The sequence below is a fragment of the Mesorhizobium carmichaelinearum genome (assembly GCF_900199455.1).
Lineage (GTDB): Bacteria > Pseudomonadota > Alphaproteobacteria > Rhizobiales > Rhizobiaceae > Mesorhizobium > Mesorhizobium carmichaelinearum.
In genome coordinates this window covers 626,694-647,912 of record NZ_FZQR01000004.1, presented here as the reverse complement: position 1 = coordinate 647,912, position 21,219 = coordinate 626,694, and the positions used below count along the sequence as shown (strand labels likewise).

Here is a 21,219-nt window from a genome sequence, read left to right as displayed (position 1 = left end):
CTTCAATAAGGCCAAGCAGTTCCGCCGTATTGCCACCCGCTACGACAAGCTGGCTGAGAACTATCTTGCCGCCCTCAAGCTCGTTACAATCCGCATCTGGCTACGCGGTAATGAGTCTACGTCCTAGTACCTTGCACAGTGGTTTTGACCCGGTTCAACGATCGGCTTCATTCGACCCGTACGCCGCCATCCACATATCGCGCGCGCCCGAATTCAGATGCCGGCTGTTTCAGGCTGAAAGACCTTGCTTAAGGTTGGGAAGCGGCTATCGCGCAATGGACCGGCTCGATCAACAGATCCCGTCGGGAACATCCATAGGATCGGGCGTAAATCAGATTTGCCTGAAGTGGTCGTTGGACATTTCGGGTCGATCCTTGTCTCTTGGAAGTTTCGTTTGTGACAAGGCCGCGAGTGGCAATTTCGACGGCCTGCATCAGATGCACCTGGTCGCAAACGGGCGCACGGTTACGACCCGGAAGATCGACGGGCTGATCGGTATTGGTCGCTTTGGCTCCGATGGCACCAACGTATATCACGGCTGCGTTACCGGCGATTTTCTGGATGAGCGAGAACGGACGCAATCAAACTTGATGACAGCATCATCGAAGCGATCGTACGCGAGTGTTCCGATCATGTGCGGACGAATGCTATCCATGAGGAAATCACACAGTTCGACAATCAGCGCCTTGGGACGATGCGGGAATTTGTGCAAGAATATCCGTCCTTCGCCTTTGAAGAAGCCCACGACCTTCTGGCGACGCGCGAGGGCAGGCAGCGCTGCGATATTTGACGTCTCCGCGCTGCCCGCCATTGGTCAAGCCCGATCCTGCTGCGTCTGCGATCTGTTATGCGCATTTGCATGTTCGGCCTCGAATGACATGTTCCCCAGCTTCGTCCACAGGCCCCGCGCATGTGCGCCGTCCTCGCTCTTGAGCTTTTCGGCGATCCAGAGCAGCGCGCCGTAGACCATGGCGCGGTCATCGCAGGTCAGGTCCACGATTCCCGCCTTGACGACGAGACCGCCGAGTTCGGTCAGATGCCGCGTGCGCTTGCGGCGCTCGACCCGCCAACTGCGCATGTCATGCCGCGCCCGTGCCGCCTGATGCCGGCTGCTCGCCGCCCGATTGCGTTTGAGCGCCGCCGCGTTCGCGGTCAGGTGCTGATGCGGGTCGCCGCGACCGGCCTTGAAAGAACGCCGCGCCACGCTTCGCCCATGCCTCCCTCTTTCCGGCGTCGGTTGTTTCCGCCAGCACAATCAGCGCGCCGGCCAGTTCATCGGCGGTGAGCGCGTCGGCCTCGGTGGCGATGACCAGCTCGCCGAGTCGCTGCACCTTGCGGGTTTTCAGTTCTCGCGCCTTGTTTTCCAGCGCCTTCAGTTCGGCGTCGTAGTCTCTAGGTTTGCGCATCGCTGTCTCCATCGTTGGTGCAAGTTGTCGATGGATGGATGATAGTTGAGCGGCCTGCGAAACGCTTTTGTGTTACCGGAACGGTCTGGGACGCGCCGGTCCATCCCGAGATTTTTTCGAGGAAGGGCGCGCTTATACGTCGTGCCGACGTACGCTTTGGCGTGCAAATGATTTGGTCGCGATGGCGATCTATCATCTTCACGTCAAGGTCATTGGCCGCAAGGCCGGCTCGAGCGCTGTGGCGTCCGCCGCCTACCGCTCGGCCTCGCGGCTGCGTGATGAACGGATCGAACGCAGCCATGACTTCTCCGCCAAGCGCGGTGTCGTCCATTCCGAGGTGATGTTGCCGCAGGATGCACCGGAGGCCTGGCGCGACCGCAAGAGGCTGTGGAACGATGTCGAGGCGTTCGAGGTGCGCAAGGATGCGCAGCTCGCGCGCGAGGTGGAATTCGCGCTTCCACGCGAGTTGAGCCAGGGGCAAGGCATCGAGTTGGCGCGCGACTTCGTCGAGGCTGAGTTTGTCAGCAAGGGCATGGTCGCCGATCTCAATGTGCATTGGGACAGGGCAGAGGATGGCAGCCCCAAGCCGCATGCTCATGTCATGCTCACCATGCGGTCCGTAGACGAGGATGGCTTTGGCGCAAAGGTTCGCGACTGGAACAGCACCGAGCTTGTCGAGCGCTGGCGCGAGCGATGGGCAGAGCTTGCCAATGAGCGGCTTGCCGAACTCGACATCGACGCGCGCATAGATCATCGCAGTCTGGAAGCGCAGGGCATTGCCCTGGAGCCGCAAACCCAGATTGGTGCACCGGCGCAACGCATTGAAGGCAGCGGCCTCGACGCTGCCGGTATTGAAGCAGATCGCGCCGAGTTGCATCGCGAGATCGCGCGCAACAATGGCGCGCGGATCATTGCGGATCCATCCGTGGCGCTGGATGCCATCACGCATCAGCAATCGACCTTCACCCGAAAAGATATTGCGAAGTTCTCGCATCGGCACAGCGACGGAATGGAGCAGTTCAACGCGGTGATGGCAGCCATCGGCAACGCGCCTGATCTGGTCGAACTCGGCAAGGACGGACGCGGCGAAGACCGCTTCACCACCCGGCAGATGATCCAGACCGAACAGCGCCTGCATCGCGCGGCGGAACGCATGGCCGGACAGGAGAGTCATGCGGTGAGTGATACACATCGCGAGGCAGCCCTGGCGCTGGCAACACAACGCGGCCTGATCCTGTCAGGTGAGCAGGCTGATGCACTGGATCACATCACCGATGGTCGCGATCTAGGTGTCGTCATCGGCTTTGCCGGAACCGGCAAGAGTGCAATGCTGGGCGTTGCGCGCCAGGCGTGGGCAGCCGCAGGCTATGAGGTTCGAGGCGCGGCCCTTTCCGGTATTGCGGCCGAGAATCTCGAACGCGGATCAAGCATCTCGTCGCGCACCATCGCCAGCATGGAACACAGTTGGGGACAGGGCCGCGACCTGCTCACCGCCCGCGATGTCCTGGTGATCGACGAGGCCGGCATGGTCGGCACGCGCCAGTTGGAGCGCGTGCTCTCCCATGCGGCGGACGTTGGCGCGAAAGTCGTCCTCGTCGGCGATCCGCAGCAGTTGCAGGCGATCGAAGCCGGCGCTGCATTCCGCTCGATCCATGAGCACCATGGCGGCGTCGAAATCGGCCAGGTGCGTCGGCAGCGCGAAGACTGGCAGCGTGACGCCACGCGCGATCTGGCAACTGGAAGGATCGGCGCTGCGATCAGCGCCTATGACACGCAAGGCATGGTGCATCAGGCCGCGACGCGCGACGAGGCGCGCAGCGATCTGGTCGAACGCTGGGATCGCGACAGGCAATCGCAGCCAGATACCACCCGGATCATTCTCACCCACACAAATGACGAAGTGCTCGCGCTCAACCAGGCAGCGCGTGAGCGCATGCGCGTCGCCGGCGATCTCGGCGACGATGTTCAGGTAAATGTCGAACGCGGTGCAAGGAACTTCGCAAGCGGCGACCGGGTCATGTTCCTGCGCAACGAGCGCGGACTTGGCGTCAAGAACGGCACGCTTGGTGTGATCGAAGAGGTCAGCACACAGAGCATGGCCGTGCGCACCGACGACGGCAGGTCGGTGCGCTTTGACCTGAAAGACTATGCCCACATTGACCATGGCTATGCCGCGACCATTCACAAGGCGCAGGGCATGACAGTCGACCGCACCCATGTCCTGGCAACGCCAGGGATGGATGCGCACGGCAGCTATGTTGCCCTGTCACGGCATCGAGACGGGATGGAGCTGCATTACGGCGCCGATGACTTCGCGACCCGCGAACGGCTGGTCCGCGCCCTGTCTCGCGACCGCGCCAAGGACATGGCGTCGGATTACGGTCAAGTCGACCCGGCGCAGTCCTATGCCGAGCGGCGCGGCATCACCTTCCGCGAGCGTGTCGTCGAGATCGTGCGCCGGATCGTTCCGGAGACGCTGCGCGACAGGATCGGCGGGTTGCTGGATGGGTTGCGCTCTCCGGGAGTCGGCGAGCCCATGCAGGTCCGTGGGCAAAGGCCGGGAAGAGAAGATGTTGGCGCGCAAATTGGAGCTGCCGGCCCCGCACTTGGAAGAGAAGCCTCCGCCAAGGAAGCGCAGCGCGACACGGATGTGCCGGCAGACAAGGAAGCGGTGTTGCGCAGCGCTCGCACGAAGGCGCTTGTGCGTCACGCGCGTGCGCTCGACGCGATCCTGCGCACGGGAGATGCGGATGGCCAGGGCAGTCCCGAGCAGATGCGAGAATTGCGAGATGCCCGCAGCGCTTTCGAGAAGGTTCGGCCCCATGGCTGGCGCGATGCCGAAGCGGCTTATGTCAAGAACCCTGAGATGGTTCGTGAAGCGACGGCCGGCCGGGTCAACCGCATTGTCCTGGCTCTCCAGCTTGAAACGGAAATCCGCGCAGGACTGAACACCGATCCGAGCCTCCGCGCCGACCGTTTTGTGGAACGCTGGCAACAGCTCGACCGGACGAGCCAGCACCAATACCGGGTCGGCGACATGTCCGGTTACAAGTCAACCCGATTGGCGATGGGTGACATGGCCAAAAGCCTCGAACGCGATCCTCAACTGGAATCCCTCCTTGCCAATCGCAAACGCGATCTTGGCATTCATACCGATTCCGGCCGTAGCCTCGCTACGGAACTCGCATTCAGCCACGGCATCGGCAGAGGCCGTGGCATTGGAATCTGAATACGTCCGATTCGCCGCCGTTTCCACGCCGGGGCAAGACGACCCGGAAAACCCTCTTGCGCGCCCGTAAGTGTCTGTCCTCTCTGGATCAGGAGCAATCAGAACCAGCCAGCAAGAGGCAGTGCGACCATGCCTGAACCAGACCGGATCATCCGCCTGAAAACCGTCCTTTTCCGGACCGGTCTGTCTCGGTCCACGATCTATCGCAAGATCGCCGAAGGCACCTTCCCACGCCAGATCCAGATCAGTATCCACGGTGCAGGATGGCATGAATCCGACATCAGTCGCTGGATTACCAGTCCCGTTTCATGGCGTCCACAAGACGAGGGCGACAAGTTGTGATGAGGGTGATGCACACAGCGCGGAAAGCTGGCCTTCGTCGAGACGTCACAGCGAAGCGGACGCGGCCGTGACGGGCGGCCACCGATCCGGCTTCCTTCGAAGCAGACTGCTTCCTCACCGCCTATAAGGGCCGTCAACTAATGGTTGCCCGATCGATCCGGCGATCATCGCCGGATCGATATTTATGGTGGCGGGCGAGGTCATCCAGCACCGAGCGGATATGCGGCCAGGGGAAATCGGCGGGACGTTCCCAATGCTCACCGTCATGCAGGATAACGAGCAACTTAGCTAAAATGCCCTCCATGGAGGTAGCCGCCGTCTGCGGTAGACTATCCAGAAGGTCGTGTTCGGCTGTTTCGGATTGCCGTATCAATTGGTCTGCTCTCGAATAGCCGATCTCAGCATCGGCGGCATCCCAACGCGCCTGGTGTGCCGCGAAGTCGGCAACCGCCCTGCCCCATTCGACTTCAATTTCGGGAGAGTAGGCATCGTTCAGACCTTCCATGGAATGGAGCGTTAATTCCGTACCATCGGCAAGCCGTACCTTGGCGCAGGGAAAGCCGACCGTCCTAGCGAGGTGTGTCTCCAACCTTTGCTGTTCGCGGCACAACGCCAGTGTCTCGTCATGGAAATCCTGCCAGTTCCCACACAAAACAAGCGCCGGATCGGTGGCGCCGCTACCGCCCGTCAATTCGGCGGCCCGCGACCTTACCTGGAACGGCCATGCCAGTGCGGCCGTGGCCGTGCCCGCCAGCAAGCGCCGCCGGGTGACGAAAGACAAACTCATGCTATTGTCGGAATCAGCCATGATCCGAGCTCCCTAAAGCTTAGGTTGCGGTTAGGTCGGAATTGGTGTTCCAGCACCTTTTCCGGCCGTTTTTTGTGCGGTTATAGACTACAGGTCGAGACGTGAGCGGGCAACAAAAATCATCACCCAGTGATGAAATATGCGCAATCCAATGCAGGATGGCTCGAGCAGCCCTTGGCTGGGGCATACGGGACCTGGCCGATGTAGCGCGCGTCGCAACGCAAACAATTACCCGTCTGGAACAAGGCGATCGTCTCAAGCCCAAAACGCTTCAGGCTATTCGTGCCGCCTTCGAGGCAGCGGGAATTGATTTTATCCCAGAGAATGGAGGGGGACCGGGCGTTCGACTTTCTCGTCGGTTGGACGATTAACATGGCAGGTAGTATCCTGCTGATCAGCGCTTGCCTTCACCCAATCACTTGGGAAATGGAGCACCGCGTCTGGGAAGTTTTGGTCTCTTGAAAGCGAGGCCCTTCCGGTAAGAGTGCACCTTTGCTTGGACCTTCGGAAGAGTTCTACCGATCAACAACGACTGTGGGGACTTTGCCCTTGGATACCAGACTGGAAGCGCTCATTGATGCGCCGAGCGCAACGCCTTGGTCGGCAATGCGGGCGATCAATAGGCTGTAATCGGCCTTCGGAAGCCGCCCTGGGCGCGTTCATTGCTTCGTTTGACGCTTCGTCGGTCATTGCTTGTCACCTCGCAAGAACGCGGCCCAATCGCTCATCATGGCGCGGCGTTTCTCAACCATCGTTTCGCGCCGGTACGCGGCTTCAACTTCGCTGTTGATGGCATGGGCCAGGGCGAATTCCCGCATGTCGCGGGGATAGTCCGAAAGTTCGCCGGCCCAATCGCTGAATGTCGAGCGCAAGCCGTGGGGGACCGCTGGACGGCCAGAATGCTTGTCCAGCCATCCAACGCGCCCGGCTTCCACTTCGCTTTCGTGCATGCGCTTCATTGTCGCCGATAGCGTCATATCGGACAGCATCCCGCCACGGATCGCCGGGAACACATATTTGCTATTATCGGTCTTCGCCTCTTTCATCCTGGTCAGAATTGCTAGCGCAGCATCAGACAGCGCAACCGTGAGTGGCTTTTTCATCTTCATTCGTGCAGCCGGGACCATCCACAATTTGGCGTCCCAATCGATTTCCGGCCATTCCATGCCGCGCACTTCGCCGGATCGTCCGGCGGTCAATGTGACGAATTCAAGCGCCCGTGCTCCTGTCCCTTCGCGTTTGCGCAACGCGGCAAACCATTTGGGCGCGTCTTTCAACTGAATGGCGGGTTGATTCTCGGATTCCTTGACCTTGCTTGGTTTCGACAACATGGCGGCAAGATTGCCTTTCCATGCCGCCGGATTATCGCCGTCGCGGTGTCCATGCGCCTTCGCCCAATCCAACACACGTTCGATACGCTGCCGTAGGCGTGTGGCTGTTTCGGTCTTGGTCGTCCAGATTGGTTTGAGGATTTCGACCAAGTGGTGCTTGGTCACCTCGGAAACGGCAAGATTCCCAATGACAGGCATGACGTAATTATCGAGCGTTGAGCGCCACTGCTTCCGGTGTTTTTCGTTCCTGAATTCCGCCAGCGTATCGGCCAAAAATTTGTCAACGGCGTCACAGAATAGTAGGTGGCGCTTGGCCGCCGCGTCCGCTGCCTTACGACGGTCGCGCCTCTCTTGCACCGGATCAACACCATGATCGCGGATTTTAGCTTTCATCGTTCTGGCGCGTTCGCGGGCCTCGCCCAACGACACGTCATGTCCGCCGAGACCCATTTCGCGGCGCTTGCCATTGACCATGGTGCGCAAAAGCCACGACCGGCCGCCACGGGGCGTTATCTGGAGCATGAGGCCAGCGACACCGCCAATGGCATGGACAACATTCCCCGATGCGGATAATCCGGGATGCTTCAAGTTTTTGACGGCGAGCGCTGAAAGTTCCTTGGCAATTTTCGGCATAGCTTTCCAAACCCATTATCTTACCCGCCAAAAATAATGGCATTGGATAGGGCGGATTGCAACAGCATGAGACAGCTAAGCAATAGCCGCTTGAGGCTACATGATTGAAATATTTTGCGTATTTCTATCGACTGGGACGGCCCGCGACAAGATGCGACAAATCAATATGGCCGCCACTCCCTCCGCCAGATATTTGGCTATCGACTTGAATACGCTAATCAATTTGCGTGACCTTCATCAGGAAACCCTCCCGAACCGGCACCATGTGCGATTCCATCTCGCGGACAGTGGTAGCAAGGGCATAGGCCAGGGTCCTGGCTCGTCCAACCCGATGGATCAGGAAACCGTCAAGGATGCCCTCGATGCCGGCGGCTTGGCCTGGTGAAAGGCTGGTGCCGAACGCGCCCGAGTGCGGGAGCGAAGAGCGGCATAAAAGGCGCTGCGGTCCTTGGCTGATCCTTGCGGGGTTTACGATTTTTGGAGCCGAACAAAGGTTGCGGGAACATCTTGGCTGCGGTTATAGATCCCCACTGGGAGCATATATGCCGCTGAAGCGGCGCCAATATTGCTTATAATTTAGTTGTAGGTTGCGGGGGGCGACGATGAAATGTTTGGTGATTAATCTTGACCGGTCAGTTGATCGGCTTGCTGCCGTCAAATCTGAATTTTCTCGTATTGGGGTAGCCTTCGAGCGCGTAGCTGGGGTCGATGTGAAAGAAGGGCTCCCGTTTGAAGCGCCCCCGCTCACCGCGACTGAGGTTTGTTGTTTTCTCAGTCATCGGCTCTGCTGGAAAATAATAGCAGACGGCCCTGATGAATACGGCGCCGTATTCGAGGACGATGTTGTTTTTAGCCAGGACGCCGGGTCGATTCTTGCTGACAGTAGTTGGATCCCGCCAAATGCCGACATCATTAAACTCGAAACATTCTTCAATCGAGTGAGGCTGGGCAGCCAGCACTTTGCCGTTGCGGGAGCGTACTCAGCCCGGTTGCTTCTGGGGCAGCACTTAGGGGCATGCGGTTACGTCGTTTCCAAAAAAGCGGCGCAGAAGCTATTCAACAGCACTGAACGCCCCAAGGTGGCGGTCGACGTTGCCCTCTTTAGCCCAAATCAGATGACAGCTGCTCGAAACACAATTTACCAGCTAACCCCGGCTCTGTGCATGCAGGCTCATTTCTTGGGTGGCAAAATACCCCAAAGCCTGGTCCAAGTTGCCCCGAGAGTCCACATCAACAAGCGGATGATCGATAGGGGCAGAGCAGAGGTTGCGCGCGTTTTCTGGTACTTCCACAACAGGCCCTTTTTTCAAGCGGCAGAGAAAGTTGACGCTGTGCGCCTGGGCGGCAGCAACGTCTAACGGATGGCGATGACCAATTAAATTCTCTACCGCGCCTGCCTCTCCCGTCCAAGGACTGAGGCTGGCGCTGGCCGGAATGTGAGCGGCGGAACCTTTAAGCTCCTCGCAAATGGCCCGTCCAGCAGACGTGGATATAGATGACACTCCCTCCGCGCCCATGCCGATCTCTACAAGACCGCGCGAATCCAGGCGCTGATCCGCGAACTGGTCGGGGCGTTCGATCCGGCCGCGCAATGCTAGGCGATTGCCTATTCGGACGGCTGGGTACGTTCCGCGATGGCAAATGCCTGCAGGTTCTTGGCCTTGCCGATGTCCTGATCCGCATTGGCGATGATCGAAAAGAAGGCCGCTCTGGCGATGTCCTTCTTCGAGGCCTTGGGGTGGGCTTTCTGGGCTGCCTTGACAAGCTGCTTGGGTGACATGTCGGGCGTGACGATCCGCATGAGGGTATCGCCGATCGCGCTCAATTCACTTGCGTCCATGACGGGGTGTCCTGTGCTGACCGAAGGCCACAATAGCAAGGACAGTTCGCGACTGCCAAGATGGCAGATGAAATAGAAAACCCCACCGGCAGGGAACCGGAGGGGTTGGTCTTGGGAGGACGCGCGGCACACGCTGCGTTCGTCGACCGCGCAATGCTGAGATACCGCCTGGTTGCGACACCGATGTGACACTGGTGAAGGTCTGAACCACCGGCTCGGTCGTCAGGAGGACTGGGAGACCGGCATCAAGCCTTTGGAAAGGAGAACTGTGGTTCTGTCCGGAAGCTGAAGCGCGAGTGGGTGCTGGCCACAGGCAAAGCCATAGAGGCGGGCGAATGGACATATTTGGCATCAAGGCGCTGTTGATCTCCGCGTTGATCTTCATTCCGTTCGAACATCTGTTCCACGAACGGCCCCAGAAGGCCCTCCGCAAGGGCCTGGGTGTCGATCTGATCTATGTGCTGTTCAACGGCATCATCATAAAAGCAGTCATCGTTCTGATCGCGGCCAACACACTCGACGCCGCCGCGATCCTGGTCCCGCAATCAATGACGCACGCCGTTGGCGGCCAGCCTGTCTGGCTGCAGGTCGCGGAAATCATCTTGATCACCGATATCGGCGTCTACTGGACACACCGGGCCTTCCACGAGATCCCGGCGCTTTGGAAATTCCATGCCGTTCACCACGGCATCGAGGATCTGGATTGGCTCGGCGCCTTCCACTCCCACCCGGTCGACGCCATCCTCACCAAGGCAATATCGCTGACGCCGATCTTTCTCCTCGGATTCTCCGAAACCTCGATCGCCGTCTTTTCATCCATCTATTTTGGACACACGCTGCTTGTTCATTCGAACCTGCGGATTCCGTTCGGCCCGTTGAAGTGGCTGATCGCCAGCCCGCAGTTCCATCGCTGGCACCATGCCAACCAGCGCGAAGCCTATGACAAGAACTTCGCCGGGCAATTGCCTGTCCTCGACATGGTGTTCGGCACCTACAATGCCACCGGCAACAAGGTGCCGGAAAAATACGGCGTCGATGATCCGATCCCGTCCAGCTATTTCGGGCAGGTCAGCTATCCGCTCCTGCCCCGCGAGAAACGATCGAATCGTCCAGTGCCGAGCACCGAAGCCTGACGCCCCGAAGCCGGAAGGCTTTTCGCGTCGAATCGGCTAAGCCTTGAGGCATGAACGAGACCTCACTCTATGCGCCGGTGAAGCGGTTCCTCGAAAGTCTCGACTTCGTCGTGAAGGGGGAAATCGGCGGCTGCGACATCGTCGCGCTGCGCGAGGGCGAGCCGCCGGTGGTCGTCATCTGTGAACTGAAACTGCAGTTCAATCTGGAACTGGTGCTGCAAGGTGTCGACCGTGCGGCGGCTTGCGACGAAGTCTGGCTGGCGGCGCGCATGTCGGCACGGGGCAAGGGGCGCGAAAGCGACGCCCGGTTCCGCAACCTCTGCCGCCGGCTTGGCTTTGGCGTGCTTGGCGTGACAGCCAGTGACAAGGTCGAAGTGCTTGTCAGTCCTGCCGCGCCGGAACCGCGCAGGAACGCGCGGAAGCGCTCCCGCCTTGTCGACGAGCACCAGCGCCGCCGCGGCGATCCTGTCGCCGGCGGAGGATCGCGCAATCCGATCATGACCGCCTACCGCCAGAGCGCCCTCATTTGCGCCGCCGCGATGGTTGACGGACCCAGACGGCCGCGCGATCTGAAGGCCTTGACGCCGATCGCGCCGAAAATCCTGCAGCACAATGTCTATGGCTGGTTCGCGCGCGTCGACCGCGGCCTTTACGATCTCACCGATGCCGGCCGCGCCTCGCTGGTTCGGTGGCCGCAAGCCGCGCGCGATGAGGCTCGACACGAGATTTTGATTGCGCCGACCCCCTGAATACAGGGGCTTGCCGAGCATGAAGCGCCCCTCTTGGTTGATTTTTCAGACAAAACATGCTGCTAGTCCCGCCCATGAAGACACTCTGCATGATGGCCATTGCGTCTCTGACGCTGGCTCTCCCGGCCAGCGCGATGGACAACGCATTGCGTGCCGGGCTGATGAAACTCGATCCTCAAACACGCCTCGAGCAGCGCTGTGATGCCGAAGTTCTGGACCGGATCACTCACGATGACCGCAAGTTCAAGGCCGACCGTGTCGTCGCCTACGCCTTCGCGACGCCCGAGATGAGCGCCGATGCGATCAGGAGCCCTGGTGCGGCGTTCCGCAGCAAGGGACAGTGGTACCGGCTGAAGTTCAAATGCCAGACCGGGCCGGACCATATGGAGGTCCTGCAGCTGCGCTACCGGATCGGCGACGAGATTCCGGAAGCCGACTGGGCGAAGTACAATCTCTACGATTAGTTTTTCGCGGGCGCTCGTCCGCTTCGGCTCACGCGCCGGCGGCGGCTGAAAATCCCCTGTAAAACCCCTGCCACGAAAGTGGTTTTCCAGTGTTGTCTGTCGCAGCGTCTTGACGCCAGCGGACCATGCCTTTAGGCCCGTCTGGACAATCGACAACGAACACTCGGCGAAGGGCTTCCAGGTCGATGGAAATATTTACCGCCGCGGGCATATCGGCTCTTTTTCAGGTCATCGCCATCGACCTCGCGCTCGCGGGCGACAATGCCATTGTCATCGGCCTCGCCGCGGCCGGCCTGCCGGCCGCCCAGCGCAAGCAGGCCATTCTCGTTGGCATCGCGGCTGCCACCGTTCTTCGCATTTTCTTCGCCCTGATCACGCAATGGCTACTGACCATTGGCCCGATGCTGCTGATCGCCGGCGGCCTGCTTTTGCTGTGGGTGTGCTGGAAGATGTGGCGCGAATTGCGTGTCACCCATGAGCAGGAGCGCGATGCCACCGAAGCGCTGTCGAATGGCGACTTCGACAAGGACGGGGTTATTGGCGGCAAGGGATCGGGCAAGACCTTTTCGCAGGCCGCCTGGCAGATCGTCATCGCCGACGTGTCGATGTCGCTCGACAATGTGCTGGCCGTGGCCGGCGCGGCCATGAACCATCCAACCGTGCTGATCATCGGACTGGCCCTGTCGATCGCCCTGATGGGCTTTGCCGCATCGTTTGTCGCGCGCCTGCTGCACAAATACCGCTGGATTGCCTATATCGGCCTGGCGATCATTCTCTATGTCGCGGTCAAGATGCTGCTTGACGGGGCCGTGCAGCAATTCCCCGAGCACTTCGCTTTCCTGGCACCCTGGTTCGGTTCCGGAGGCCACTGAGCCCCTCGATGGTGCCGACCAGCCGGCCGGCCGGTTTGCTTGATTGTGCAACCCATGCTATTGCGCCGCGCGTATTGGCTCCTGCCACGCGCCACAGACCGACATTTACAACGATTTGAGGCCGGACCAGCGTTTCGGCCCGTGCCCCCATTGGAAACTTGCCTATGTCCGCCCCTCGCGTCAGTTTCGTCAGCCTTGGATGCCCGAAGGCGCTCGTGGATTCCGAGCGCATTATCACGCGCCTGCGCGCTGAAGGCTACGAGATCGCCCGCAAACATGACGGCGCCGATCTCGTCGTCGTCAACACCTGCGGTTTCCTGGATTCCGCCCGCGACGAGTCGCTCAACGCCATCGGTTCCGCGCTTTCGGAAAACGGCAGGGTCATCGTCACCGGCTGCCTCGGCGCCGAGCCGGACGTGATCCGCGAAAAGCACCCCAATGTGCTGGCGATCACCGGGCCGCAGGCCTATGAGAGCGTGATGGCGGCCGTGCATGAGGCGGCGCCTCCTTCGCACGACCCCTACATCGATCTCCTGCCACCACAGGGCGTCAAGCTGACGCCGCGCCACTATGCCTATCTCAAGATTTCGGAAGGCTGCAACAACCGCTGCACCTTCTGCATCATTCCCGCCCTGCGTGGCGATCTCGTTTCGCGCCCGGCAGCCGATGTGCTGCGCGAAGCCGAAAAACTGGCCAAGGCCGGCGTCAAGGAACTGCTCGTCATCTCGCAGGACACCAGCGCCTACGGCATAGACGTCAAATACCAGACGTCCATGTTCGGTGACCGTGAAGTGCGCGCGAAGTTCCTCGATCTGTCCGAGGAACTGGGAAAGCTCGGCATCTGGGTGCGCATGCACTATGTCTACCCCTACCCGCATGTTGCCGACGTCATCCCGCTGATGGCCGACGGCAAGATCCTTCCGTATCTCGACATCCCGTTCCAGCATGCCTCCCCGCAAGTGCTGAAAAACATGCGCCGGCCGGCGCATGGCGAAAAGACACTGGAGCGCATCCGCGGGTGGCGTGATGTGTGCCCCGATCTCGCCATCCGCTCGACCTTCATCGTCGGCTTCCCCGGCGAGACGGACGAGGATTTCGAGATGCTGCTCGACTGGCTGGACGAGGCCAAGATCGATCGCGCCGGCTGCTTCAAATACGAACCGGTCAAGGGCGCCCGTTCCAACGACCTCGGCCTCGAGCAGGTTCCGCAGGAGGTCAAGGAAGCACGCTGGCACCGCTTCATGCAGCGCCAGCAGAAGATTTCGGCGACGCAGCTGGCCAAGAAGGTCGGCAAGCGCCTGCCGGTGCTGATCGATGAAGCGCATGGCACATCGGCGAAGGGCCGCACCAAATATGATGCGCCGGAGATCGACGGCTCGGTCCACATCCAGTCGCGCCGCCCGATGCGTGCCGGCGACATCGTCACCGTCAAGATCGAGCGCGCCGACGCTTATGATCTCTACGGCTCGGCGGTCTGAGCCGTTCGTCGGGTTCTCCAGGCAAATGAAAAGGGCGCCTCGCGGCGCCCTTTCCTATTCGAGATGTGGTGCGCCGCTTATTGCGGCAGCTTGTCGTCGACGCCCTTGACGTAAAAGTTCATGCCGAGCAGCGTGCCGTCGTCGGCGACTTCGCCGTCCTTCAGCCATGCCGAGCCGTCCTGCTTGGCGATCGGTCCGGTGAAGGGGTTCCAGCCGCCGGCGATCTTCTTCTCGGTCGCCTCGGCCATCGCCTTCACGTCGTCGGGCATGTTGGTGTAGGGCGCGAGCTTGACCGCGCCGTCCTTGATGCCGAGCCAGACATTGTCCGGCTTCCAGGTGCCGTCGATGGCTGCCTGCACGCGGCTGATATAGTAAGGGCCCCATTCGTCCGTGAGCGAGGTCAGCTGCGCGTTGGGCGCGAACTTGATCATGTCGGACGACTGGCCGAAGCCGTGCAGCTTGCGCTCCTCGGCGACCTGCAGGGCGGCGGTCGAATCGGTGTGCTGGACGATGATGTCGGCGCCCTGGTCGAACAGCGCCTTGGCGGCGTCGGCTTCCTTGCCCGGATCGAACCACGAATTGACCCAGACGATCTTGGCCTTGAAGTTTGGATTGATCGACTGCGCGCCGAGCATGAACGAGTTGATGCCCATCACCACTTCGGGAATCGGGAAGGAGACGATGTAGCCGGCGACGCCGGACTTCGATTCCTTGGCGGCGATCTGGCCGAGCACGTAGCGGCCTTCATAGAAGCGGGCATTGTAGATGCCGAGATTGTCGCCGGTCTTGTAGCCGGTGGCGTGCTCGAACATCACTTTCGGGAATTTCTTGGCGACCTTCACCTCGGCATCCATGAAGCCGAACGAGGTGCCGAAGATGAGCTTGCAGCCTTCGCGCGCCAGGCGCTCGAAAGCACGGTCGGCATCGGGACCTTCCGAGACATTCTCCAGATAGGCGGTCTCGACCTTGTCGCCGAGTGCCTTCTCGACTTCGAGCCGGCCCTGGTCGTGCTGGTAGGAGTAGCCGAAATCGCCGATCGGGCCGGTATAGACCCAGCAGGCCTTCAACTTGTCGGCAGCCTCTGCGGACGCGGCCAGCGACAATGCCGCTGTCGTCGTCATCAGGGCAATAAGCAGTTTTTTCATCGTGTTACCTCTCTGTGTTAAGCCTTGGAGCTTCCCGTCTTTTTGTTGTTGTCAACGATCCGGAACGAATGGCTGCCCCAGGGATGCCGGCGTGTTCATCATCGTCAGACGCTTGTTGCGCGAGATTAGAACGAGAACCACGACGGTTGCCAGATAGGGCAAAGAAGAAAGCATCTGCGAGGGCACCGGAATGCCAAAAGCCTGTGCATGAAGCTGGCCGATCCACACCGCACCGAAGATGTAGGCGCCGGCCAGCACCCGCCACGGCCGCCACGACGCGAACACCACCAGCGCCAGCGCGATCCAGCCACGGCCCGCGGTCATGTTCTCGACCCATTGCGGCGTATAGACCAGCGACAGATGACCGCCGGCGAGACCGGCACAGGCGCCGCCAAAGATTACCGAGAGATAGCGGTAGCGGATGACCTTGATGCCGAGCGCATGCGCCGAGGCATGGCTGTCGCCGATCGAACGCAGCGTGAGGCCAGTGCGCGTCTTGAACAGAAACCACATCACGGCGGCGGTCAGCGCGATCGAGATGTAGAAGACAGGATCCTGGCCGAACAGCAGCTTGCCCACGACCGGGATTGAGCTGAGGCCGGGAATGTCGAGATTGGGCAGCCTGACACCGGGCTGGCCGACGAAGCTCGTGCCGATCATGCCTGAGAGGCCGAGGCCGAGCAGCGTCAGCGACAGGCCAGTCGCCACCTGGTTGGTCGCCAGCGACAGCGTCATCACGGCGAACAGCAGCGAGAAAACGGCTCCCATGACGATTGCCGCCAAAAGGCCGAGCCAGGGCGAGCCGGTCAGGTAGCCGGCGCCGAAGCCGCCGACCGCGCCCATGATCATCATGCCTTCGACGCCGAGATTGAGCACGCCGGAACGTTCGACCACCAGTTCGCCGATCGCCGCGATCAACAGCGGTGTCGCCGCCGTGGCGATGGTCAGGAGGATGTTGACGGTGATGTCCATCAGCGGGCTTCCTTCAACTTCGGCGCGGCTTCGAGCTTCGCCGCGCCTTCTGGTTTCGTCAGCGCCAGGCCGATCAGGCGGATGCGGTAATGGATGAGCGTGTCGCAGCCGAGCACGAAGAACAAAAGCATGCCCTGGAACACCCTCGCCACCTTGTCGGAAATACCGAGCGCGCTTTGCACCGCCTCGCCGCCGAGATAGGTCAGCGCCAGCACCAGACCCGCGGCGATGATGCCAAGCGGATTGAGGCGGCCAAGGAACGCCACGATGATGGCGGTGAAGCCGTAGCCGGGCGAGATGACAGGCTGCAGCTGCCCGATGGCGCCGGAGACTTCGGAGATGCCGGCAAGGCCGGCCAGTGCGCCTGACAGCAGGAAGGCAAAGAACACCATGCGGCTGAGGCCGAAGCCGGCGAAGCGCCCTGCCCGCGGACTGGAACCCAGCACGCGGACCTCGAAGCCCTTGAGCATGCGCCCCATCATGATCCAGATCAGCACCGCGGCAACCAGCGCAAAGACAAAACCCCAATTGGCGCGTCCGGCGTCCGGCATCAGTTCCGGCAATACGGCGGAGTCGCCGAACTGGATCGTTTGCGGGAAACCATGGCCCTGCGGATCGCGCCACGGGCCGCGCACCAGCCAGTCGAGGAAGAGCTGCGCGACATAGACCAGCATCAAGCTTGTCAGGATCTCGTTGGTGTTGAAGCGGGTCTTCAGAAACGCGGGTATCGCCGCATAGGCCGCACCGCCGACCATGCCGAGCAGCAGCATCAGTGGCAGCACCAGCGGGCCTTCAAATTGCGGAAACAGCACCGGAATGGCGGAGCCGAAGATGGCGCCGAAAATGAACTGGCCTTCGGCGCCGATGTTCCAGATGTTGGCCTTGTAGCAGACCGACAGGCCGACCGCGATCAGGATCAGTGGCGCCGCCTTGATCGCCAGCTCATGCAGCTGCCAGACCTGGCTGACCGGCTCGACGAAGTAGATCCGGAACGCGGTCAGCGGATTGACGCCGAGCAGCGCGAACATAATGGCGCCGGCGATGATCGTCAGCGCGAAGGCGATGAACGGCGACAGGGCCGAAAACAGCGCAGAGCGCTGCGGGCGTTTGACGAGTTCGAGGCGCATCATGCCGTCTCCAGCGTGTGTTCGGCGTGGCCGGGCTCGGCGCCGCCCATCAGCAGGCCGACCTTCTCGAAGGTCGCTTCGGCGATCGGCATCGGCTTGGACAATTCGCCATTGTGCATGACTGCGATCGCATCCGAGATTTCGAACAGTTCGTCGAGGTCCTGGCTGATCACCAGCACCGCCGATCCGCTGCGCGACAGTTCGATCAGGGCCTGGCGGATGTGGGCGGCGGCACCGGCATCGACGCCCCAGGTCGGCTGGTTGACCACCATGACGCTTGGGCGGCGATCGAGTTCGCGGCCGACGATGAATTTCTGCAGGTTTCCGCCCGAGAGCGCTGCCGCTTCCGGATCCGGCGCGCTCTTGCGTACGTCCATCGCCTCGATGATGCGTTGCGAGGCGGCGTAAACAGCGCCGCTCTTGACCATTCCACCGGTGCCGACAAAGGCCTTGCCGTCGGTGGCATGGCGCGACAGCAGGAGATTTTCCGAGAGTTTCATGCGCGGAGCCGCGCCATGGCCGAGGCGCTCCTCCGGCACGAAGGCGGCCCCCAGCAGGCGCCGTCCGGTGATGGTGAGGCCACCCGCATCCTTGCCGCGGATGCGCACCGAGGTGGCATCCTGCTGCGAGACCTCGCCGGAGACGGATTCGAAGAATTCGCCCTGGCCGTTGCCGGCGACACCGGCAATGCCGATCACCTCGCCGGCGCGGACATTGAGGCTGATGGCCTTGAGCGGAATGGAGAACGGCGTCGCCGGCTTGCGGCTGAGATTGCGGATTTCGAGCAACGGTTGAGCGGTTTCGATCCCTTCGACCGGTGCACGCACCACGGCCTGCACTTCGTTGCCGACCATCATGCGGGCGAGCGAAGCGGCAGTTTCCTCGCGCGGGTTGCAATGACCGACCACCTTGCCATGCCGCAACACGGTGGCACGGTCGCAGATGCGTTTGACCTCTTCGAGCCGGTGCGAGATGTAGAGGATCGATTTGCCTTCCGCGCGCAGCCGCTCCAGCGTCTCGAACAGCTTGTCGGCTTCCTGCGGCGTCAGCACCGAGGTCGGCTCGTCGAGAATGATGAGCTGCGGCGTCTGCAGCAGGCAGCGGATGATCTCGATGCGCTGGCGCTCGCCGACCGACAGGTCGCCGACCAGCGAGTCGGGATCGAGCGGCAGGCCATAACTGTAGGAAAGCGCCCTCGCCTTCGCGGCGATGCTGCTGATCGGCGAACCGTCGTCCAGAGACAGCGCGATGTTCTCGGCCGCGGTCAGCGCCTCGAACAGCGAAAAATGCTGGAACACCATGCCGATGCCGAGCTTCTTCGCCGCACCCGGGCTGGTGATCCGTACCGCCTGGCCGTTCCAGAAAATCTCGCCGGAATTGGGCTCCAGCGAGCCGAACAGCATCTTGACCAGCGTCGACTTACCGGCGCCGTTTTCGCCGAGCAGCGCGTGGATTTCACCCTTGGCGATGTTGAGGTCGATATGATCGCACGCCGTCAGCGTGCCGAATATCTTGGTCAGGCCACGAACCTCAAGCAGGTTCGCCCCATCATGATTTGCACTCACAGTGCCTCCCATCTGGTTCGCCAGATATGTTCTGTGTTCCCGCAAGCATGGTAGGCGCCGCCGGCTCTCAACGGAAGGCGGCACGCGTCTTGAAAGAGCTTCAAGAATTTCAGCGGAAATTCAAGGGATAGCAAGCCTGGCGGGACTAAGAGACTGTTTCGAAATTCGCTCTGGCGAGTCATATGGTGGTGGTTTCGAGAACCGAAGCGCAGCGGACATTTGGGTCCGTGAGCACCGGAAGCGCAGAAAACGCCATCAGATGGCCGCCAGAGCAGAGTTTCCAGACAGTCTCTAAGGGATGAGAATGGTCGTCCCTGTGGTCCTGCGACCCTCGAGGTCGGCATGCGCCTTGCCCGCATCCTTGAGCGCATAACGCTGGTTGATCTGTATCTTGACGGCGCCGCTGAGCACCACCTCGAACAGCGCCGCCGCGGAGGCATCGAGATCCTCGCGCTTGGCGTTGTAGACGAACAGCGTCGGTCTGGTCGCGAACAGCGAGCCCTTCTGCGCCAGCAACGACATCGAGAATGGCGGGATCGGTCCCGAGGACTGGCCGAAGCTGACGAACATGCCGAGCGGCTTCAGGCAGTCGAGCGAGGCCGGAAATGTGTCGTTGCCGACCGAATCGTAGACGACGTCGCATTTCTTGCCGCCGGTGATGGCGGCGACGCCTGCGACGAAATCCTGTTCTTTGTAATTGATGACATGGTCGAAGCCGTGCGCCCTGGCGAGTTCGATCTTGTCGGTCGAGCTAGCCGTGCCGATGACGGTTGCGCCGAGGTGTTTCGCCCATTGGCCAAGAATGAGCCCGACACCGCCGGCCGCGGCATGGAACAGGATCGTGTCACCCGCCTTCACCTTGAAGGTGCGGCGCAGCAGATATTCGGCGGTCATGCCTTTCAGCATCATCGCGGCCGCCTGCTCGTCGCTGATGCCCTCGGGGATCTTGACCACAAGGCCGGCGGCGATGACGCGTTGCTCGGCATAGGCGCCGACATTCGTCGAATAAGCGATGCGGTCGCCCGGCTTCAGCCAGTCGACGCCCTCACCGACCTCCAGCACCACGCCGGCGGCTTCGCTGCCGGGAATGAGCGGAAAACCGCCGGGCGGCGGATAGAGCCCGGAGCGATGATAGACGTCTATGAAGTTGAGGCCGATGGCCGTATGCCGGACCAGGATCTGCCCGGAACCCGGCCGGCCGGGATCGGTATCCTCATAGGTCAGAACTTCCGGGCCACCATGGGCATGGATGCGGATTGCTTTGGACATGGTTGGATTTCCCTAGAGAGCGTCCGATCAGGCCTTTTTGGCGCCGAGATTTGGAAAGAACTGCATGATGCCACCGATAGAAGCCAGGTAAAGCCCGCTGATGGTGATGCCGATCTTGATGAAGGTGCTGACCTGTTCGCCCAGCACGCCGATCTGATCATAGAACGCTGCCAAAGCCGCCTGCGCAAGCGCAAGCGCGCCGAAGGCGCACCACAAAAGCGTCATTGTGAGATTGATGCGCCGCAGCCGCACCACCCGCACAGGATGAATGAAATTGATCGGCACGAAGGTCAGAATGCCGGCCACCACCACCACCGCGAACGAGACCCATTGTCCCGGCTCGATGACGAACAGCGTGAACACCACCATGTTCCAGACAACCGGGAATCCCTTGAAGAAATTCTCCTTCGTCTTCATGCCGGTGTCGGCATAATAGATCGCGCTGGAGACGACGATGATCGCCGCCGACAGGAACGACAGGCCCTCACCCATGAAGCCGCGCTGGTAGAGCGCGAAGGCCGGGATCAGCACATAGGTCACATAGTCGATGATGTTGTCGAGGAGTTCTCCCGACCAGGTCGGCAGGATTTTCTTGACTTCGAGCTTCCTGGCGATCGGCCCGTCGATACCGTCGACGAACAGCGCCAGTCCAAGCCACCAGAACATCGCTGTCCAGCGTTCCTCACTTGCCGCTACCAGCGACAGGAAGGCAAGGAACGAGCCCGACGCTGTCAGCAGATGGACGGAGAACGCCCTCGCCTGCGGCCAGGTGACTTTCTTCTTCGGTCGCGGAATCCTGTCCGTGATTTTCTTGGCGGCTTTCCGTGCCGCCATATTCCTGGCCGCCATATTCCTC

The 21,219-nt window shown here is 61.0% G+C and carries 22 protein-coding genes and 1 pseudogene; 11 read left to right on the top strand and 12 right to left on the bottom strand.

Going from position 1 to position 21,219, the window contains the following annotated elements:
* Positions 1 to 127, top strand: a pseudogene (locus CKW40_RS13025) (IS5/IS1182 family transposase); the annotation flags it as partial.
* A gap of 405 nt (positions 128 to 532) precedes the next feature.
* Here CKW40_RS13025 and CKW40_RS13020 read toward each other — a convergent pair.
* From CKW40_RS13020 to CKW40_RS13010, 3 genes are read right to left on the bottom strand one after another with little or no spacing between them, the layout of a single operon-like run.
* Positions 533 to 811, bottom strand: coding sequence for a hypothetical protein (locus CKW40_RS13020; protein ID WP_095200249.1), 279 nt, complete (start codon positions 809 to 811; stop codon positions 533 to 535).
* A gap of 3 nt (positions 812 to 814) precedes the next feature.
* On the bottom strand, positions 815 to 1,078 hold the full coding sequence (locus CKW40_RS13015; protein ID WP_095200248.1) for a conjugal transfer protein TraD: 264 nt from the start codon (positions 1,076 to 1,078) through the stop codon (positions 815 to 817).
* 1 nt (position 1,079) lies between these two features.
* Positions 1,080 to 1,406 carry a conjugal transfer protein TraD gene (locus CKW40_RS13010; RefSeq protein WP_179297940.1) on the bottom strand — a complete coding sequence of 109 codons (327 nt, stop codon included), beginning with the start codon at positions 1,404 to 1,406 and terminating at the stop codon, positions 1,080 to 1,082.
* 181 nt (positions 1,407 to 1,587) lie between these two features.
* Here CKW40_RS13010 and traA point away from each other — a divergent pair, with 181 nt between their 5' ends.
* Positions 1,588 to 4,635 carry a Ti-type conjugative transfer relaxase TraA gene (gene traA / locus CKW40_RS13005; RefSeq protein WP_095200246.1) on the top strand — a complete coding sequence of 1,016 codons (3,048 nt, stop codon included), beginning with the start codon at positions 1,588 to 1,590 and terminating at the stop codon, positions 4,633 to 4,635.
* Between the two features lie 129 nt (positions 4,636 to 4,764).
* Entirely contained in the window at positions 4,765 to 4,977 is a 213-nt protein-coding gene (locus tag CKW40_RS13000; RefSeq protein ID WP_095200245.1) for a helix-turn-helix transcriptional regulator, read from the top strand.
* Between the two features lie 133 nt (positions 4,978 to 5,110).
* Here CKW40_RS13000 and CKW40_RS12995 read toward each other — a convergent pair whose 3' ends face one another.
* Positions 5,111 to 5,785, bottom strand: coding sequence for a hypothetical protein (locus CKW40_RS12995; protein ID WP_095200244.1), 675 nt, complete (start codon positions 5,783 to 5,785; stop codon positions 5,111 to 5,113).
* Between the two features lie 158 nt (positions 5,786 to 5,943).
* On the opposite strand from CKW40_RS12995, the gene CKW40_RS12990 reads away from it, so the two are divergent.
* The gene (locus CKW40_RS12990; RefSeq protein ID WP_095200243.1) at positions 5,944 to 6,156 is read left to right on the top strand and encodes a helix-turn-helix domain-containing protein; all 213 of its coding nucleotides are present in this window, start codon (positions 5,944 to 5,946) and stop codon (positions 6,154 to 6,156) included.
* Between the two features lie 315 nt (positions 6,157 to 6,471).
* On the opposite strand, the gene CKW40_RS12985 is transcribed toward CKW40_RS12990, so the two are convergent.
* Entirely contained in the window at positions 6,472 to 7,749 is a 1,278-nt protein-coding gene (locus CKW40_RS12985) for a tyrosine-type recombinase/integrase (RefSeq protein ID WP_095200242.1), read from the bottom strand.
* A 100-nt stretch (positions 7,750 to 7,849) separates the two neighbouring features.
* On the opposite strand from CKW40_RS12985, the gene CKW40_RS12980 reads away from it, so the two are divergent.
* Entirely contained in the window at positions 7,850 to 8,134 is a 285-nt protein-coding gene (locus CKW40_RS12980) for a hypothetical protein (RefSeq protein WP_095200241.1), read from the top strand.
* A gap of 217 nt (positions 8,135 to 8,351) precedes the next feature.
* Positions 8,352 to 9,107, top strand: a complete 756-nt coding sequence (locus tag CKW40_RS12975; RefSeq protein WP_095200240.1) for a glycosyltransferase family 25 protein — start codon at positions 8,352 to 8,354, stop codon at positions 9,105 to 9,107.
* 248 nt (positions 9,108 to 9,355) lie between these two features.
* Here CKW40_RS12975 and CKW40_RS12970 read toward each other — a convergent pair whose 3' ends face one another.
* On the bottom strand, positions 9,356 to 9,589 hold the full coding sequence (locus tag CKW40_RS12970) for a hypothetical protein (protein WP_095200239.1): 234 nt from the start codon (positions 9,587 to 9,589) through the stop codon (positions 9,356 to 9,358).
* A 335-nt stretch (positions 9,590 to 9,924) separates the two neighbouring features.
* Here CKW40_RS12970 and CKW40_RS12965 point away from each other — a divergent pair, with 335 nt between their 5' ends.
* From CKW40_RS12965 to rimO, 5 genes are all read left to right on the top strand, one after another.
* Positions 9,925 to 10,722, top strand: coding sequence for a sterol desaturase family protein (locus tag CKW40_RS12965; RefSeq protein ID WP_095200238.1), 798 nt, complete (start codon positions 9,925 to 9,927; stop codon positions 10,720 to 10,722).
* 50 nt (positions 10,723 to 10,772) lie between these two features.
* Entirely contained in the window at positions 10,773 to 11,471 is a 699-nt protein-coding gene (locus tag CKW40_RS12960) for a DUF2161 domain-containing phosphodiesterase (RefSeq protein ID WP_095200237.1), read from the top strand.
* 56 nt (positions 11,472 to 11,527) lie between these two features.
* Entirely contained in the window at positions 11,528 to 11,935 is a 408-nt protein-coding gene (locus tag CKW40_RS12955; protein ID WP_179297938.1) for a DUF930 domain-containing protein, read from the top strand.
* Between the two features lie 185 nt (positions 11,936 to 12,120).
* Complete coding sequence (locus CKW40_RS12950) at positions 12,121 to 12,807, top strand: TerC family protein (protein ID WP_095200236.1); 687 nt, start codon at positions 12,121 to 12,123, stop codon at positions 12,805 to 12,807.
* 164 nt (positions 12,808 to 12,971) lie between these two features.
* A complete protein-coding gene (gene rimO / locus CKW40_RS12945) occupies positions 12,972 to 14,285 on the top strand; it encodes a 30S ribosomal protein S12 methylthiotransferase RimO (RefSeq protein ID WP_095200235.1) in 1,314 nt (437 codons plus the stop codon).
* A 77-nt stretch (positions 14,286 to 14,362) separates the two neighbouring features.
* Here the strand turns inward: rimO and CKW40_RS12940 are convergent, their stop codons facing one another.
* The 6 genes from CKW40_RS12940 to pcsA all read right to left on the bottom strand — a co-directional run bounded on the left by CKW40_RS12940 (position 14,363) and on the right by pcsA (position 21,197).
* Entirely contained in the window at positions 14,363 to 15,430 is a 1,068-nt protein-coding gene (locus CKW40_RS12940; protein ID WP_069092151.1) for a BMP family ABC transporter substrate-binding protein, read from the bottom strand.
* A 51-nt stretch (positions 15,431 to 15,481) separates the two neighbouring features.
* Positions 15,482 to 16,402, bottom strand: coding sequence for an ABC transporter permease (locus tag CKW40_RS12935; protein WP_095200234.1), 921 nt, complete (start codon positions 16,400 to 16,402; stop codon positions 15,482 to 15,484).
* Positions 16,402 to 17,532 carry an ABC transporter permease gene (locus CKW40_RS12930; RefSeq protein ID WP_095200233.1) on the bottom strand — a complete coding sequence of 377 codons (1,131 nt, stop codon included), beginning with the start codon at positions 17,530 to 17,532 and terminating at the stop codon, positions 16,402 to 16,404. The genes CKW40_RS12935 and CKW40_RS12930 overlap by 1 nt, the downstream gene beginning before the upstream one ends.
* Positions 17,529 to 19,106 (bottom strand): ABC transporter ATP-binding protein, encoded by a 1,578-nt coding sequence (locus CKW40_RS12925; RefSeq protein ID WP_179297937.1) that lies wholly within the window; start codon positions 19,104 to 19,106, stop codon positions 17,529 to 17,531. Before CKW40_RS12925 ends, CKW40_RS12930 begins: the two co-directional genes overlap by 4 nt.
* A 279-nt stretch (positions 19,107 to 19,385) precedes the next feature.
* Positions 19,386 to 20,363, bottom strand: a complete 978-nt coding sequence (locus tag CKW40_RS12920; RefSeq protein WP_095200232.1) for a quinone oxidoreductase family protein — start codon at positions 20,361 to 20,363, stop codon at positions 19,386 to 19,388.
* A gap of 27 nt (positions 20,364 to 20,390) precedes the next feature.
* Positions 20,391 to 21,197 (bottom strand): phosphatidylcholine synthase, encoded by an 807-nt coding sequence (pcsA, locus tag CKW40_RS12915; protein WP_179297947.1) that lies wholly within the window; start codon positions 21,195 to 21,197, stop codon positions 20,391 to 20,393.
* Positions 21,198 to 21,219: the final 22 nt, after the last annotated feature.